This is a genomic window from Pseudomonas sp. FH1, assembly GCF_000510895.2.
Classification (GTDB): Bacteria; Pseudomonadota; Gammaproteobacteria; order Pseudomonadales; family Pseudomonadaceae; genus Aquipseudomonas; species Aquipseudomonas azotoformans_A.
This window is the reverse complement of the sequence record NZ_AOHM01000058.1, coordinates 250,691-265,595: the sequence shown is the minus strand read 5'-3', so window position 1 is coordinate 265,595 and position 14,905 is coordinate 250,691. Positions and strand designations below refer to the sequence as shown.

Here is a 14,905-nt window from a genome sequence, read left to right as displayed (position 1 = left end):
CGCTCGTACACTCGGTCAACTCGTCGTTTCCAAGGTTGACCGCCTCGTGCTTTCCCGCCTGTTTGCCCTGCCCTGCTATTGCTTGATCGCCCTGCTGACGCTGCTGCCGCTGACGCCTGCCCATGCCGTGGGCTTGCCCGGCCTGCTCGGCAACACCAACAAGACCCAGCCCCAGGCCGAAGTGCCGCTGGGGCAGTCGCTGGACGAGGTGATCAAGACCCTGGAGAACGACCAGCAACGTACCCAGTTGCTAAGCGACCTGAAAAAGCTGCGCGAAGCCACGAAAAAAGCCCAGCCGGCCGCCGAAGAAGGCGTGCTGGGGTTGATCGGCGGCACCCTGGCCAACCTGGAAGCACAGTTTTCTGGGGCCGATAGCCCACTGGGGCGCTGGTCCAATGAAATCGACCAGGCCAAGGAAGAACTCAGTGCGCTGATACTGCCGGCCAACGAATGGCTTCCGATCATTTTCGGTTTTGCCCTGATCCTTGCCGTGTGGAGCCTGCTCGCCGCCGCGCTGATCTGGCTCAGCCACCGCGTACGCGAACGCTTCGGCCTGCCCGAAGAATTGCCGCAACACCCGCGTACCTGGGACATGGTGCGCTTTGCCCTGCGTAAACTTGGCCCATGGCTGATTGCCCTGGTGATCACGGTGTACCTGAGTTATGCCCTGCCTTCGTCCCTGGGCAAATCCCTGGCGATGGTATTGGCTTATGCGTTGGTGGTGGGCACCTGTTTCTCGGCGATCTGCGTGATTGCGTTTTCCGTGCTCGACGGTCCGCATCGCCATCGTGCGTTGTACATCCTGCGTCACCAGGCGTTCCGCCCGCTATGGTGGATCGGCAGTTTTGCCGCCTTCGGTGAAGCCTTGAGCGACCCGCGGCTGGTCGCAGCACTGGGGCAGCACTTATCCCATACCGCCGCGACCATCGCCAATGTGATGGCGGCGTTGTCCACTGGCGTGTTCATCCTGCGCTTCCGCCGCCCCATCGCCCACCTGATCCGCAATCAGCCGCTGTCGCGCCGCCTCACACGCCGCGCCCTCAGCGACACCATCGAAATCATCGGTTCCTTCTGGTACATCCCCGCGCTGCTGTTGGTGGGTATTTCGCTATTCGCTACCTTCGTCTCGGCGGGCGATACCAGCACGGCATTGCGTCAATCGCTGCTGTGCACGGTGCTGCTGGTGCTGTGCATGGTGATCAACGGCCTGGTCCGCCGTCACGCCCTCAAGCCGCAACGGGGGCACAAGCGTCATGCGCTGTACTCCGAGCGCCTGAAAAGCTTCGTCTACACCCTGGCCCACCTGGTGGTGTGGCTGGTGTTTATCGAGCTGGGCTTGCGGGTGTGGGGGCTGTCGCTGATCCGCTTTACCGAAGGCGACGGCCATGAAGTCAGCGTCAAGCTGTTCGGCCTGGCCGGGACCCTGCTGTTTGCCTGGTTGATCTGGATTCTCAGCGACACCGCGATCCATCACGCCCTCACCCGCTCGCGCAAAGGCCTGGCCAATGCCCGCGCGCAGACCATGATGCCGCTGATCCGCAACGTGCTGTTCGTGACCATCTTCATCATCGCCGCCATTGTCGCCCTGGCGAACATGGGCATGAACGTCACGCCGCTGTTGGCGGGTGCGGGTGTGATCGGCCTGGCCATCGGTTTCGGCGCGCAGTCACTGGTGGCGGACTTGATCACCGGCCTGTTCATCATCATCGAAGACTCCCTGGCCATCGATGACTACGTGGATGTCGGCGGTCACCTCGGCACCGTCGAAGGCCTCACCATCCGTACCGTGCGCCTGCGTGACATCGACGGCATCGTGCACACCATCCCGTTCAGCGAGATCAAGAGCATCAAGAACTACTCGCGGGAGTTCGGCTACGCGATCTTCCGCGTGGCGATCCCCTACAACATGGAGATCGACGACGCCATCAAGCTGATGCGCGATGTCGGCCAGAAGATGCGCAACGACCCGCTGCAGCGCCGCAATATCTGGTCGCCGCTGGAGATTCAAGGCGTGGAGAGTTTCGAGTCGGGCAGCGCGATTCTGCGCGCACGTTTCAAGACCGCGCCGATCAAGCAGTGGGAAGTGTCGCGGGCGTTCAACCTGTCCCTCAAGCGCCATCTGGACGAGGCCGGGCTGGACCTGGCCACGCCGCGCCTGAGCGTGCAGGTGGTAACCGCTGGCACTGTGCAGGAGAAAGATCAACAACAATAAACTCAGGAGAGGTCCTTATGCGTTTAACCGGTCTGACACACCCGTGGATTTTTGGCATGTTGTGCGGGGTCGCCAGCAGTGCCGTGATAGCCGCCAGCAGCGGCCAGGACAGCGCCCGGGAGGAAATTGCCGCGCAGGCAAAAGCCCTTGAGCCGGCGCTGCTGGAAACCCGACGTGACATCCACGCCCACCCGGAACTGGGCAACACCGAAACCCGCACCGCCGAGCTGGTCGCGAAACAATTGCGCGACCTGGGCCTTGAGGTAAAAACCGGCGTCGCCCGTACGGGCGTTGTTGCTGTACTGAAAGGCGCCCTGCCCGGCCCCACCGTCGCCCTGCGCGCCGACATGGACGCGCTGCCGGTGAAGGAAGTCGCCGACCTGCCCTTCGCCTCCAAAGCCAAAGGCACCTACCTGGGCAAGGAAGTCGACGTGATGCACGCCTGCGGCCACGACGCCCACGTCGCTATCCTACTGAGCACTGCGAAAATCCTGACCGGCATGCGCGAACGCTTGCCGGGCACCGTGGTGTTCTACTTCCAACCGGCCGAAGAAGGCCCGAGCGATTTCATCCCCGACGGCAAAAACACCTGGGGCGCCAAAATGATGGTGCAGGAAGGCGTGATGAAGGCGCCCAAGCCGGACGCGGTGTTTGGCCTGCACGTGTGGGCCGGTGTACCCGCCGGCCAGATTGCCTACCGTCCGGGACCGACCCTGGCCAGCTCGGACGATTTGCGCATCAAGATCCTCGGCAAGCAGACCCACGCCGGCCGCCCTTGGGATGGCATCGACCCGATCACCGTGGGCGCGCAGACTATTGTCGGCCTGCAGACCGTGGTCAGCCGCCGCACCGATATCTCGTCATTCCCGTCGGTGGTGAGCATTGGCACCATCAATGGCGGCACGCGCTACAACATCATTCCGGAGTCGGTGGACATGACCGGCACCATTCGCTCCTACGACTATGGCATCCGCCAGAAACTGCACGCGGACGTACGCCAGACCGTGGAGAAAATCGCTGAAAGTGGTGGCGCCAAGGCCGAAGTCACCATCATCGAGAAGTACGATCCGACCATCAACAACCCGGCGCTGACCGAGAAGATGTTGCCGAGCCTGCGCTGGGCGGCCAAGGATGACGTGGTGCAAGGCCCGCTGGTGGGCGGTGCCGAGGACTTCTCGTTTTATGCCAAGGAGGCACCGGGGCTGTTTGTGTTCCTGGGGGTGACGCCGAGGGATCAGGACATGAGCAAGGCAGCGCCGAACCACAATCCGGGGTTCTTCGTGGATGAGTCGGCGTTGGTGGTGGGAGTGAGGACGTTGGCGTCGTTGGCGACGGATTACTTGTACACCAAGCAGCCACTGTAAAGCTTTTCTGTGGGAGCGGGGTTGCTCGCTCCCACATTGGATCGAGGTGTATCAGCTGGCCACTGCAGCCCCATCCATCTTCTGGCGCAAGCTCAACGGACGCATATCCGTCCAGACTTCTTCGATGTAGGCCAGGCATTCTTTCTTCAGCCCGCTCTTGCCCACGGTGCGCCAGCCTTCTGGTACGGCCTTGTAGTCGGGCCAGATGGAATACTGTTCTTCGTGGTTGACCACTACCTGAAACAGGATGTCGTCGCGGTCAAATACTGAGGTCATTGCTGTTCTCCATCGCTGAAAGACTGGCTGCGCACCGCGCGCAGCACTGATATCTGTAGAAACGTACCAAGCGTGCAAAAAATTAGAGGCTGGCGACCGCCGCCGCCAACGCGCGCCCGAAGATGTCCGCCACCTGGTCGACTTCAGCCGCAGTAATTACCAGCGGCGGCAGGAAACGCACCACGCTGCCGTGCCGGCCACCGAGTTCCAGGATCAAGCCGCGCTTGAGGCATTCACGCTGCACCAGTGGCGCCAGTTGGCGGTGCACGGGTGGATGGCCCTGGATGTCTAGTGGACCATTCGGGTCTACCAGTTCCACACCCAGCATCAGCCCACGACCGCGAATATCGCCCAGCTGTGGAAAGTCGCGTTGCAGGATGCGCAGGTGTTCGCCCAGGCGTTCGCCCATGGCGGCCGCGTGACCGGCCAGGTCGTGATCCTTGAGGTAGCGCATCACCGCCGAGCCTGCCGCCATCGCCATCTGGTTACCCCGGAAGGTCCCGGCGTGGGCGCCCGGCAGCCAGGTGTCGAGCCAGTCGCGATACACCACCACCGCCAACGGCAAGCTGCCGCCGATGGCCTTGGACATCACCACCACATCCGGAATGATGCCGGCGTGTTCGAACGCAAACATCTTGCCGGTGCGACCGAAACCGCTCTGAATTTCATCAACGATCAACGCCACGCCCGCCTGCTCGGTGATACGGCGCAGGCCGCGCAGCCAGTCGAGATCCGCCGGAATCACACCGCCCTCGCCCTGCACCACTTCGACGATCACCGCCGCCGGCAATAGCACGCCCGCTTCGGGATCGTTCAGCAGGTTTTCCAGGTAATGCAGGTTGACCCGCACGCCTTCCGCGCCCCCCAAGCCAAACGGGCAACGGTAGTCGTAGGGGTACGGCAAAAACTGCACGCCATTGCCGAGCAAGGCGCCCAAGGGTTTTTTCGGCCCCAGGCTGCCCATCAGGCTCAACGCGCCCTGGCTCATGCCGTGGTAACCGCCCTGGAAAGACAGTACGGTGCTGCGCCCGGTGGCGGTGCGCACCAACTTCAACGCGGCTTCCACCGCATCCGTGCCAGTAGGGCCGCAGAACTGGATTTTCGCTTCCCGCGCCAACGCAGGCGGCAACAGACCGAACAGGTCCTGTACGAACTGATCCTTGACCGGTGTCGTCAGGTCCAGGGTGTGCAGGGGCAATTCATCGGCCAGCACTTGCTGGATCGCCTCGATCACCACCGGGTGGTTATGCCCGAGCGCCAAGGTGCCCGCACCGGCCAGGCAGTCAATGAAACGGCGGCCTTCCACGTCTTCCACATAGAGGCCCTTGGCGCGTTTGAGTGCCAGGGGAATGCGTCGCGGGTAGCTGCGGGCGTTGGATTCCTGCTGGCGCTGGCGGGCGAGCAGCGGGGTTTCGTCGAACTGGTAAAGCGTTTCATGCACCTGGACGTCTTCGATACGGCTGGTAGCGACTGACATTTCTCGATCCCTCAATACGCTGATGATGGTGACCAAACTGCCGATCCGCTGGCGTCTGGCCCAAGGGGCATGCGCACGGATTTCCTGTTCTGGAAACGCACCAGCGTCAGGAGGATTTACTCCTCCGGTCGCGAAAATCCCTCAACCGCATAGCCCCTGGTACTTTTCATTCAACGCATAAAGAATCGCGCAGGTTTCAGCATCCAGAAACCCACGATAATCCCGTGGACGAAAGTGCATCTGAAACGCTCGCGTGCGCTGTTCAAAGCCCTGCCGATTCTTCGCCGGCGCATACCCGTAGCGCTGAAACGCCCGCTCCACTTCGACTTCCGACGGCAGCCCCAGGCAGAAGCGGCGTTGATACATCGTCTGGGACGTCTCATCAAACCAGGCCCCTACTCCGGCGTCATACAAGCGCCGCCACGGCAGTTGCGGCCCTGGATCGCTCTTACGGCTGAACGCCACGTCCGAATGCCCGAGAATGTCGGTAGGCCCAATCTGTGGATAACGTCCGAGAATGTCGCGCACCAGGGCAATCAACACGTCGACTTGTTCCTCACCGTAGGCGGGAAAGGTGAACACACCGCCGTCATCCCTTGCCAGGTTGACGATCTCGATACCGACCGAGCGGCTGTTGAGGTTGTCGCGCCCTGCCCAATGACTCACCCCGGCATGCCAGGCGCGCTTGTCCTCTTCCACCAACCGGAACACCCGCAACTCTTCGTAGCCTGCGGCGCGGTAGCTGGGGTCGCCGGGGTCGGGCAGCAGGTAGTGCGCACTCACGCCATCCTGGGTCAGGGTGCGCAGGGAGGAGCCAAAAGGTGCCGCGGTGTAATGCAGGATCACCTGCCGCACGGGCTCGCCGTTGCGTTCGTTGAAGCCTTTGGCAGGGAAGCTTGTATCGATGACCAACATAAGAACCGTCCTTTTCAATACAGGCCGAGTCGTTCAGCCCGTTCAAGCGCAAAAAATTACCGCCATCCTGAAGGCTTGATCCTCAGGAGGGCGGTAACTATGTGGCACTTGAAAGAAAAGTGATCAGCGCCGCAGCGGCATGCCCAGGTCGACGCGCAGGCCATCCGGCTGGCTGTCGAACTTCAGCGAGCAGGAGCAGCGCTGCACGATTGCTTGCACAATCGCCAGGCCCAGGCCGCAGCCTTCGCTGCTGCCATTGCGCCAGAAGCGTTGGGTCAGGTACTGCAGGTCCTCCGGCGAAATCTGCTGGCCGTGGTCACGCACGCGGAACACCACGTTATCCGCCTCGATCAATACGCGCAGTTCCACCCGTGTGTCCGCAGGCGTATGGCGCAGGGCGTTGTCCAGCAGATTGCGCAGGGCTGCGACCGCCAGGCCCACCGGCATTTCCACCGGGGTAGCGGACAGATTGTCCGGGAGGATCAGGTCGATACGCGCGTTATCGCCGGCATTGGCATCCTGGATGGCCAGCCGTGCCACGTCCTCGGCACTGGAGTGCATGCCATCGTCAAATGACAGGTTGCCCTCCACCCGCGCCAGCAGCAGCAATTGCTCCAGGGTGCGATGCAGGCGGTCGGCGCCCTCCTCGGCGTGGGCCAGGGATTGGTCGCGGGCTGCGCCGTCGGTCATGCGCGCCACTTGCAGGTGGGTCTTGATCGCTGTCAATGGGCTGCGCAGTTCGTGGGCGGCGTCGCCGGTGAGGCGGCGTTCGCGCTCGATGGTCTTGGCGATGCGTTGCAACAGTTGGTTCTGGGTGTCGAGCAGCGGCTTGAGCTCGCTGGGCAACGGGTGGATCTGCAAAGGTTCCAGGGAATCGGCACTGCGCCGCATTAAGGCGTCACGCATGCGGTTGAGCGGCAGCAGGCTCTGGCCGATGCCCAGCCACAGCAGGCACAGGCAGCCAAGCATTGCCACGCCGACCGGCACCGAAGCGGCCAGCAGGATCGACAGATTCAACGCCTCACGCTCCACCTGACGGTCGGCGGTGGTGATCAACAGGTCACCACGGGACAGGGTGAAACTGCGCCAGTTCACACCATCGATCACCTGGTCACGAAAGCCACTCTGGCGCGACTCCAGGCCTTCATCCGGCGTGGCATGACTGCGCGCCAGCACTTCGCCACGCAAGGAGCTGACCTGACACGCCATGCCACCTGGCACATTCAGTTGTGCCCCATGGAAATGCGCACCGCCGCTCACACTGGCCAGGCCCGGCATCTGCTCGGTCAGCCCAGCCACCATGCGCGCCGACGCCACCAGGCGTTGGTCGAGGGAGAACATCATCTGGTTGCGCAGGTCGTTGAGCATCCAGGCGGCCGCCAGCGCCCAGATCAACACAAAAGCGGCGCCCAGCTTGAACGTCAGGCGCAGGCGCAGGCTTTTCACGATGCGTCCTCGCCCCCGTCCGCCGGGCCCAGGCGATAGCCCAGGCCGCGCACGGTCTCGACGATGCCGTTGCCCAATTTGCGCCGCAGGTGGTGGATATGCACGTTGAGGGCGTTGCTTTCCAATTCGTCATTGAAACCGTAGACGCTGTCCTTGAGCTGTTCGCTGGACAGCACCCGGCCTTTGTTATGCAACAGGGCCTGCAACAGCGCCTGCTCGCGGCGCGACAGGTCCACCGGCTCGCCGCCCAGGAAGGTTTCGCGGCTGCTGGGGTCGTAGGCCAGGCGGCCATGTTCGATCAGGTTGACGCTGCGCCCCGCCACCCGACGCAGCAGGGTTTGCAGACGGGCGGCGAGTTCGCGCAGGTCGAAGGGTTTGAGCAGGTAGTCGTCGGCGCCGGCCTGCAGGCCGTCGACACGGTTGGTCACTGAGTCGCGTGCGGTGAGGATCAGCACCGGAATCTCCAGGCCCTGGCTGCGCTGTTGCTGCAACAGCTTGAGGCCGTCCTCGTCCGGCAGGCCGAGGTCGAGCACCATGATGTCAAACGTGGCGGCCCTGAGCATCGCGCGCGCGGCACCGGCCGAGGCCACGCGCTCCACGGTAAAACCCTGGGCGGTCAGGCCGGCCACGATGCCGCTGGCGATCAGTTCGTCGTCTTCACAGACCAGTACGTGCATGGTGAACCCTTCATGAAAGATGGGGTGATTAAAAGTGCCGTGGATTAACTGCAGATTATGCCGCTAACCCCCCCACACTCAATCTAGAATAGCCTCGGTTAATCATCGGTTAATCAACGCCACACATTGTGTGCCTACTTGCATCGAACTAAGGCTTGACCATGCGGCATCTGTTTACCTTTCTGCTGGTGTTGTTCGCGGGGTTCGCCCAGGCCGCGCCGGGCAATCCGTTTGAGACCAAACCCGATTTCCTTCCGGTGGGCAAAGCCTTCACCTTTACCTCCGAACGTCTTGAAAGTGGCGAGACCCAGCTGTATTGGCAGATTGCCGACGGTTACTACCTGTACAAGCAGCGCATGAAATTCGATGGCCTGGCCGAAAAGCCCGTGCTGCCGCAAGGCGAGGCCCATAGCGATGAATTCTTCGGTGACCAGGAGGTGTATCGCCAGGGCCTGGAGGTGAAGATCCCGGCCGGCGCCACCGGCCAGGTCAAGCTCGGCTGGCAGGGCTGTGCCGATGCGGGCCTGTGCTATCCGCCGCAGTCGATGACCGTGGACCTGGGGGGCAACCCGGCCGTTGCCGCGACCGCCGAAGCCCAGGATCAGAGCCTGGCCAGTGGCCTGCAACAACGCAGCCTGGGTTGGAGCCTGCTGCTGTTCTTCGGCCTCGGCCTGTTGCTGGCATTTGCCCCCTGTTCGCTGCCGATGCTACCGATCCTCGCCGGCCTGGTGGTTGGCAGTGGCGCCAGCCCACGTCGCGGGTTTGCCTTGGCCAGCAGCTATGTGGTGTGCATGGCGCTGGTGTATGCCGCACTGGGCGTAGTGGCCGCGCTGCTCGGCAGCAACCTCGCCGCGCTGCTGCAAACCCCTTGGATCCTCGGCAGTTTCGCCGCGCTGTTCGTCATTCTAGCCCTGCCGATGTTCGGTTTCTTCGAACTGCAACTGCCGGCCTTCCTGCGTGATCGCCTGGACAACGTCAGCCGCCAGCAAAGCGGCGGCAGCCTGGTAGGCGCTGGGATTCTCGGCGCCTTGTCCGGCCTGCTGGTGGGCCCGTGCATGACCGCACCCCTGGCCGGCGCGCTGTTGTATATCGCCCAGAGCGGCAATGCCTTGCACGGCGGCCTGATCCTGTTCGCCATGGGCATCGGCATTGGCATTCCGCTGTTGCTGTTGGTGACCGTGGGCAATCGCTTCCTGCCCAAGCCGGGCACCTGGATGAACGTGCTCAAGGGCGTCTTCGGCTTCCTGTTCCTCGGCACCGCCGTGCTAATGATTCGCCCAGTGGTCGATGAAAGCCTGTGGATCGGCCTGTGGGGCGCACTCGCGTTGGTGATGGCCTACTGCGGCTGGAGCCTGGCCCGCGAATACGGCCTGGCGGCCAAAGTGTTTGGCGCCGGTTCCCTGGTACTCGGGCTATGGGGCGCGGTGCTGGTGGTGGGCGCAGCCGGTGGCAGCGATGACCTGTGGCAACCGCTGAAGGTCTACAGCGGCTCGCGGACCGCCGCCGCACCGAGCGCTCACGACGCCTTCATGACCCTCAGCGACCCCACTGTGCTGCAAAGCCAACTCGACAGCGCCAAGGCCCAAGGCCAGTGGGTGCTGGTGGATTACTACGCCGACTGGTGCGTGTCGTGCAAGATCATGGAAAAACAGGTGTTCGGCAAACCCGAGGTGATAGCTGCCCTGAAAGACGTGCGCCTGCTGCGCCTGGACGTCACCGCCGACAACGCCGCCAGCCGCGAGCTGCTCGGCCGCTACAAAGTCCCTGGCCCGCCGAGCTTCGTGTGGATCGGCCCGGACGGTGAAGAACGCCGCGCCCAACGCATCACCGGCGAAGTGGATGCCGCCGCTTTCCTGCAACGCTGGACGCAAACCCGGGACGCCCTCTGAATGCTGACCCTGACCATCGGCACCTTCGCCATCGCCCTGAATCACATCCTGCTGATCAGCGCGCTGATTCTCGCCACCCTGGTGGGCTGGCGCGTGGCCAAGCGTGGTGGTGAAAACCCGGAATCGGTGCTGTTCAGCCTGTTCCTGCTGGGCATGCTGGTGGCCCGCGTCAGCTTTGTGCTGATGTACTGGAGTGACTACAGCCACGCGCCGCTGCAGATGGTCGACCTGCGCGACGGTGGTTTCCTCGCCTGGCCTGGCGTGATCGCGCTGATCCTGGGTGCGCTGCTGTACGGCTGGCGCCGCCCGGCCCTGCGCACGCCGCTGGGTGCCGGGGTAATCACCGGCCTGGTGTTCTGGGGCCTGACCAGTCTGTCCCTGAGCCTCTACGACAAAGGCTCGCAGCTGCCAGACATCACCCTGCGCAACGCCAATGGCGACGTGGTGCAACTGACCGATTACAAAGGCGGCCCGCTGGTGATCAACCTATGGGCCACCTGGTGCCCGCCGTGCCGTCGCGAGATGCCGGTGCTGGAACGTGCCCAACACCAACGCCCCGACGTGACCTTCCTGTTCGTCAACCAGGCCGAAAGCATGCAGAGCGTCAGCACCTTCCTCGCCACCCAGGGCCTGACCCTCGACAACGTTTTATTCGATGCCAGCGGCCGTCTCGGCCAGGCCGTGGACTCGATGGCCTTGCCGACGACGCTGTTCTATAGCGCCGAAGGACGCCTGATCAACAGCCACCTCGGCGAACTGTCCCAAGCCAGCCTGGCCCGTGCCATGGAACCCTTCGACACCGCCCCACAAAGGAAACCGACATGCCTCGCCTCCGCCACCTGCTGACCCTGCTGCCGCTGACGCTCGCGGCCACCCTGGCCCAGGCCGAAGACTGGCCAGCGCCGATCAAACAGATCGAGGCCAAGGGCGCCAAGATCCTTGGCAAATTCGACGCACCCAGCGGCCTTACCGGCTACGCCGCCCAGTACCAGAACCGTGGCATGGCCCTGTACCTGACCGCCGACGGCAAAAGCGTGATCGCCGGCAACCTGTACGACGCCCAAGGCAACGACCTGAGCAGCGCGCCGCTGGAAAAACTGGTGTACGCGCCGATGGCCAAGGAAGTCTGGGCCAAGATGGAAAAAAGCAGCTGGATCCAGGACGGCGACGTAAAAGCCCCGCGCATCGTCTACCTGTTCAGCGACCCCAACTGCCCTTACTGCAACATGTTCTGGGAACAGGCGCGTCCGTGGGTAAAGGCCGGCAAAGTGCAGCTGCGCCACATCATGGTTGGCATCATCCGCGAAGACAGCCCAGGCAAATCCGCCGCGCTGTTCGCCGCCAAGGACCCGCAAAAAGCCCTGGAAGAACATGAGGCTGCCGGCAAAGGCAGCAAGTTGCAGGCGCTGGACAAGATCCCGGCCGATATCGAGGCCAAGCTTGATAGCAACATGAAGTTGATGGATGAGCTGGAATTGTCAGCGACGCCGGCGATCTTCTATCTGGATGACAAGGGAGGGTTGCAGCAACAGCAAGGGGCGCCTTCGCCGGAGAAGTTGGGGAAGATACTCGGGGCGAGGTAAATAAAGTTAACAAAATCCAATTACAAAAATGCCCGCACGAAGCGAGCATTTTTGTATATCACCACTTCAACTTATTACAGTTCCTTTACTCGAATGTTGTCAATGGCGTAATCATTCCCTGCCCCGTAGCTACGTGATTGTAAAGTGCTAATAACACCGTCGTTGCACCCACAAAGCAATCTGCGTGGTCAACAACGAATCTTGCCCAGTTTTACGTAATACCAGGCAGGCATGGCAGTGCGACTGGCGAATGTCACCCTTCGCGATGCAGATTTGGGGCGCCGAAATAATTGCATCTGGTCCGAGTGACTTTGAAACGCCCATGTATCTCACATGGGCGTTTTTTTGTAGTTACAACCAGAATGTGAAGAAGTCAAAAAACATGTAGTCCCCACAGACTATCTCTATCCTTCCGACTTTTGAGTTTGCGGGTGCGCTGAAGTCCACCCAGCCCTGAAGCGCCCCCCCCTGATTGGCCCCAGTCAGGTTCACAGCCCCCAAATAGACACCCGACGCACTGTAGAACGTGAGTTGAGTAGGAAGGTGACTCCACGTGTAAGCGAACTTCACTCGCACGCATTCAAAAGCCAAGTCCAAACGCAGATGTTGTTTCGGATTTTGGTCAGAGCCTTGGCACAACACAATTGCTTGCCCCTCCAGCAGCCCGGGAGTTGGATAGTATGAATCGATACCGGCTGGACCAGGGCCGGAGAGGAACGTGATCTGCATAGTCGACGTACTAATACTCTGACCTGCCGAGATAAGCTTGGTGGGCTCTCCAGTGAAGTTCTCATAACGAATCTCAGGTGGCGCAACCACGTTCAACATCCGCGTTGGACATACCACATTCGCAGTCGAGCTACCGTCCGTTGCGACGCTGAATGTAAGGGAACAACTGGTTTTATCCATTAGCTTATCCAACTCGGGTCGCAGAACAGGCCCCGCCACCCCCGCGGTCTCCTCTGCTGCCGTAATGGTTCTGGCCGAGTACACGTAGAACGAGTAGGGGTTGCCGTCTTTGCCCGTCCCGTCCACGCGCAACCAGCACTTCTGCCCAGCCCGCAGGAACCACATCGGATCTTCGAGCGAATCGGCATCCCCAATAAATGTTCTAAGGTCCAGCACGGCATTTTGAGTCCTAGGCGGTGTTGCCTCCAGCACGTTCGGCGTTTCCAGTCGCACCGGCAAACTGATGTTCAAGTTCAAAGGCGATGAGGTCTGCACCTTGCAGGCGGTGGTGACGGTGTAAATGATCTCCACCACCTTACCCATGCTCTCGATCACGGCTTCCGGCGGTAGAGTAAAGATGACCGACCCCGAAGCACTGCCGGGCTTGGATGCCAAAGGCCAGCAAGTACCATCAGGCTTTTTCCAGCAGACGCTGAGGGTGTGCTTGGGGTTATTGCCGACATAATTCACTTCAACATGTACGCCATTGCGCCCGTTGTAAGCGGTCAATTGGTCAAGCACCGCTTCCGTCACTTTTGGCTCAACCAGTACCAGAGGTTCCTGCTCTATTTTGAATCCCTGGGTTGGGAATTCAATCGCAGTAGCCCGATTGCATTTGCCATCAAAACCCACAGCGAAATGCAGTTGGAACTCAGTGCAATCCGCCAGTGCCTTCAGCTTAGCCCTTGAGATTAACGTATCGACGCCCTTCGCCACCCAGTCTGCGGTAAGCGGTTCATCTCCCAATATATCGAACTGATAGACGCTGCCATTCTCAAGCTCACCGGTTACCCACATCCAACAGCATTGACCCTCAGCGGCGTAGTCAAAGATCGGAACGCTACCTGTGGCGTCACCGACAAATGTGCTGAGGTCCAGCGTACCCGAAGTTGCTTCTTCAATGTTCGTCCGTGGAAGCTGGGGTGCCAGCACGTCGATGTTTCGCTGAGGCGAAGACTGCGGCGCGTAATGATTGAATTGCAGGGTGTAATCTAGCGTCAGCGTCTTATTGAATAGCGCAGCGAGGACCTTGGGAGGGACGTCAAACGACAAGCTGCTTTCACCCGCTTTCACTTTCTGACAACCGAGCGCTATAGGCCCATAGTTGCGTCCTTGGGCCTGGGCGCAAACCAGATCGCCTTCAGCCATGCCGGCATAATTGACGACCGCATGCCCGCCCTTGACGGTGTTGGTTGGGTTGACCTGCCAGTGACCGGGAGGCAGCTCGACCGACTCTAGCAGATGTGAAGGATTCAAATCCTGGTACGGGTCCACTTGCAGCAGCGTGGTGGTACGCAAGTGGAAATCCTGGGCGTTGATAGGCAGTGGGTTTTCAAGTAGAGGGTCGCCTGCATCAGGGTAGACAGGGCTGGTTCCATCCCAAATGACACCCAGGTGGGCCGTCAGCGCCGAATAGTCATCCAGCCTGGACATCCATGGGCGTGAAAGAGGGAACCTGAAGACATAACCCGTATGAGCCTCATGGGGCTGTACCACATGATCCAGCGCAACCCAGATGAATCGGTATGGCGCGGTGTGCTGGTTACCGGCGACCGTGATAAACAACCGTTGCCCAGGAAAGATAAAGGGCCAGGCCTCGACTTCGACCGTTTCATCACCAGCAAAACTCTGCATCCTCAGCCACCAAGTGTTCCACTCGTTCTTGGAGTGCTTAAACACAGGCCTCGATACAACCAGATCCTCCTCCCTCAATAACTGAACTTCCAGCTCCAGCACCAGGGAAGTTTCCTCCTTTGCGCCCGCGAACGCCGTGCACCACATCAGCACCGTATGCCCAATCATCAAACTGAGTAACTGCGCAGAAATCGGTACTACATCATCGCCATCCTCAACAAAGATGGGCTCAAATGCAGGCTCGGCCTGGCCCTTGATCGCGATGAAAAATGTGCAGTCCGTCGCCCCCGCAGGCAGTGTCAGCTTGGCTTCAGTCCCATTGATCGCCTCCATGGGGTAAAGCACGCTGTTATTGGCTGCGAACTTGACAATAGGAAAGGGAAATTGCGCCTTGGGCTTTTTCGGCGGGCGAGGCGGAGTTTTGGCGGGTTGGAGAGACGAGGTTTTTTTAGAGATCGGTTTTTTAGCCACGATAAGACTCCT

11 protein-coding genes are annotated in these 14,905 nt (G+C 61.1%); 5 read left to right on the top strand and 6 right to left on the bottom strand.

From position 1 onward, the window contains the following. Positions 1–46 precede the first annotated feature (46 nt). Together H096_RS19090 and H096_RS19085 are read left to right on the top strand one after the other, a co-directional pair. Positions 47–2,212, top strand: coding sequence for a mechanosensitive ion channel domain-containing protein (locus H096_RS19090; protein WP_033900837.1), 2,166 nt, complete (start codon positions 47–49; stop codon positions 2,210–2,212). 17 nt (positions 2,213–2,229) lie between these two features. Further along, the gene (locus H096_RS19085; protein ID WP_033900836.1) at positions 2,230–3,576 is read left to right on the top strand and encodes an amidohydrolase; all 1,347 of its coding nucleotides are present in this window, start codon (positions 2,230–2,232) and stop codon (positions 3,574–3,576) included. A 51-nt stretch (positions 3,577–3,627) separates the two neighbouring features. Here the strand turns inward: H096_RS19085 and H096_RS19080 are convergent, their stop codons facing one another. From H096_RS19080 to H096_RS19060, 5 genes are all read right to left on the bottom strand, one after another. Next, positions 3,628–3,852 (bottom strand): MbtH family protein, encoded by a 225-nt coding sequence (locus H096_RS19080; protein WP_033900834.1) that lies wholly within the window; start codon positions 3,850–3,852, stop codon positions 3,628–3,630. An 82-nt stretch (positions 3,853–3,934) separates the two neighbouring features. Next, positions 3,935–5,329 carry an aspartate aminotransferase family protein gene (locus H096_RS19075; RefSeq protein ID WP_033900832.1) on the bottom strand — a complete coding sequence of 465 codons (1,395 nt, stop codon included), beginning with the start codon at positions 5,327–5,329 and terminating at the stop codon, positions 3,935–3,937. A 141-nt stretch (positions 5,330–5,470) separates the two neighbouring features. Further along, entirely contained in the window at positions 5,471–6,244 is a 774-nt protein-coding gene (locus tag H096_RS19070) for an N-acetylmuramoyl-L-alanine amidase (protein WP_033900827.1), read from the bottom strand. A 123-nt stretch (positions 6,245–6,367) separates the two neighbouring features. After that, a complete protein-coding gene (locus H096_RS19065; RefSeq protein WP_033900826.1) occupies positions 6,368–7,690 on the bottom strand; it encodes an ATP-binding protein in 1,323 nt (440 codons plus the stop codon). Continuing rightward, a complete protein-coding gene (locus H096_RS19060) occupies positions 7,687–8,367 on the bottom strand; it encodes a response regulator (RefSeq protein WP_010208813.1) in 681 nt (226 codons plus the stop codon). Before H096_RS19060 ends, H096_RS19065 begins: the two co-directional genes overlap by 4 nt. 161 nt (positions 8,368–8,528) lie before the next feature. On the opposite strand from H096_RS19060, the gene dsbD reads away from it, so the two are divergent. From dsbD to dsbG, 3 genes are read left to right on the top strand one after another with little or no spacing between them, the layout of a single operon-like run. After that, entirely contained in the window at positions 8,529–10,256 is a 1,728-nt protein-coding gene (dsbD, locus tag H096_RS19055) for a protein-disulfide reductase DsbD (protein WP_033900824.1), read from the top strand. After that, positions 10,257–11,102 carry a TlpA disulfide reductase family protein gene (locus H096_RS19050; RefSeq protein ID WP_033900822.1) on the top strand — a complete coding sequence of 282 codons (846 nt, stop codon included), beginning with the start codon at positions 10,257–10,259 and terminating at the stop codon, positions 11,100–11,102. After that, entirely contained in the window at positions 11,078–11,839 is a 762-nt protein-coding gene (gene dsbG, locus H096_RS19045; RefSeq protein WP_033900819.1) for a thiol:disulfide interchange protein DsbG, read from the top strand. The genes H096_RS19050 and dsbG overlap by 25 nt, the downstream gene beginning before the upstream one ends. 351 nt (positions 11,840–12,190) lie before the next feature. Here dsbG and H096_RS19040 read toward each other — a convergent pair whose 3' ends face one another. Beyond that, the gene (locus H096_RS19040) at positions 12,191–14,893 is read right to left on the bottom strand and encodes a hypothetical protein (RefSeq protein WP_156717499.1); all 2,703 of its coding nucleotides are present in this window, start codon (positions 14,891–14,893) and stop codon (positions 12,191–12,193) included. Positions 14,894–14,905 lie beyond the last annotated feature (12 nt).

What these genes read in the sequence shown, in the direction of transcription:
- H096_RS19085 (WP_033900836.1), top strand. Translation starts at nt 2,230, where the DNA reads ATGCGTTTAACCGGTCTGACACACCCGTGGATTTTTGGCATGTTGTGC.
- H096_RS19080 (WP_033900834.1), bottom strand. Translation starts at nt 3,852, where the DNA reads ATGACCTCAGTATTTGACCGCGACGACATCCTGTTTCAGGTAGTGGTC.
- H096_RS19075 (WP_033900832.1), bottom strand. Translation starts at nt 5,329, where the DNA reads ATGTCAGTCGCTACCAGCCGTATCGAAGACGTCCAGGTGCATGAAACG.
- H096_RS19070 (WP_033900827.1), bottom strand. Translation starts at nt 6,244, where the DNA reads ATGTTGGTCATCGATACAAGCTTCCCTGCCAAAGGCTTCAACGAACGC.
- H096_RS19060 (WP_010208813.1), bottom strand. Translation starts at nt 8,367, where the DNA reads ATGCACGTACTGGTCTGTGAAGACGACGAACTGATCGCCAGCGGCATC.
- dsbD (WP_033900824.1), top strand. Translation starts at nt 8,529, where the DNA reads ATGCGGCATCTGTTTACCTTTCTGCTGGTGTTGTTCGCGGGGTTCGCC.
- H096_RS19050 (WP_033900822.1), top strand. Translation starts at nt 10,257, where the DNA reads ATGCTGACCCTGACCATCGGCACCTTCGCCATCGCCCTGAATCACATC.
- dsbG (WP_033900819.1), top strand. Translation starts at nt 11,078, where the DNA reads ATGCCTCGCCTCCGCCACCTGCTGACCCTGCTGCCGCTGACGCTCGCG.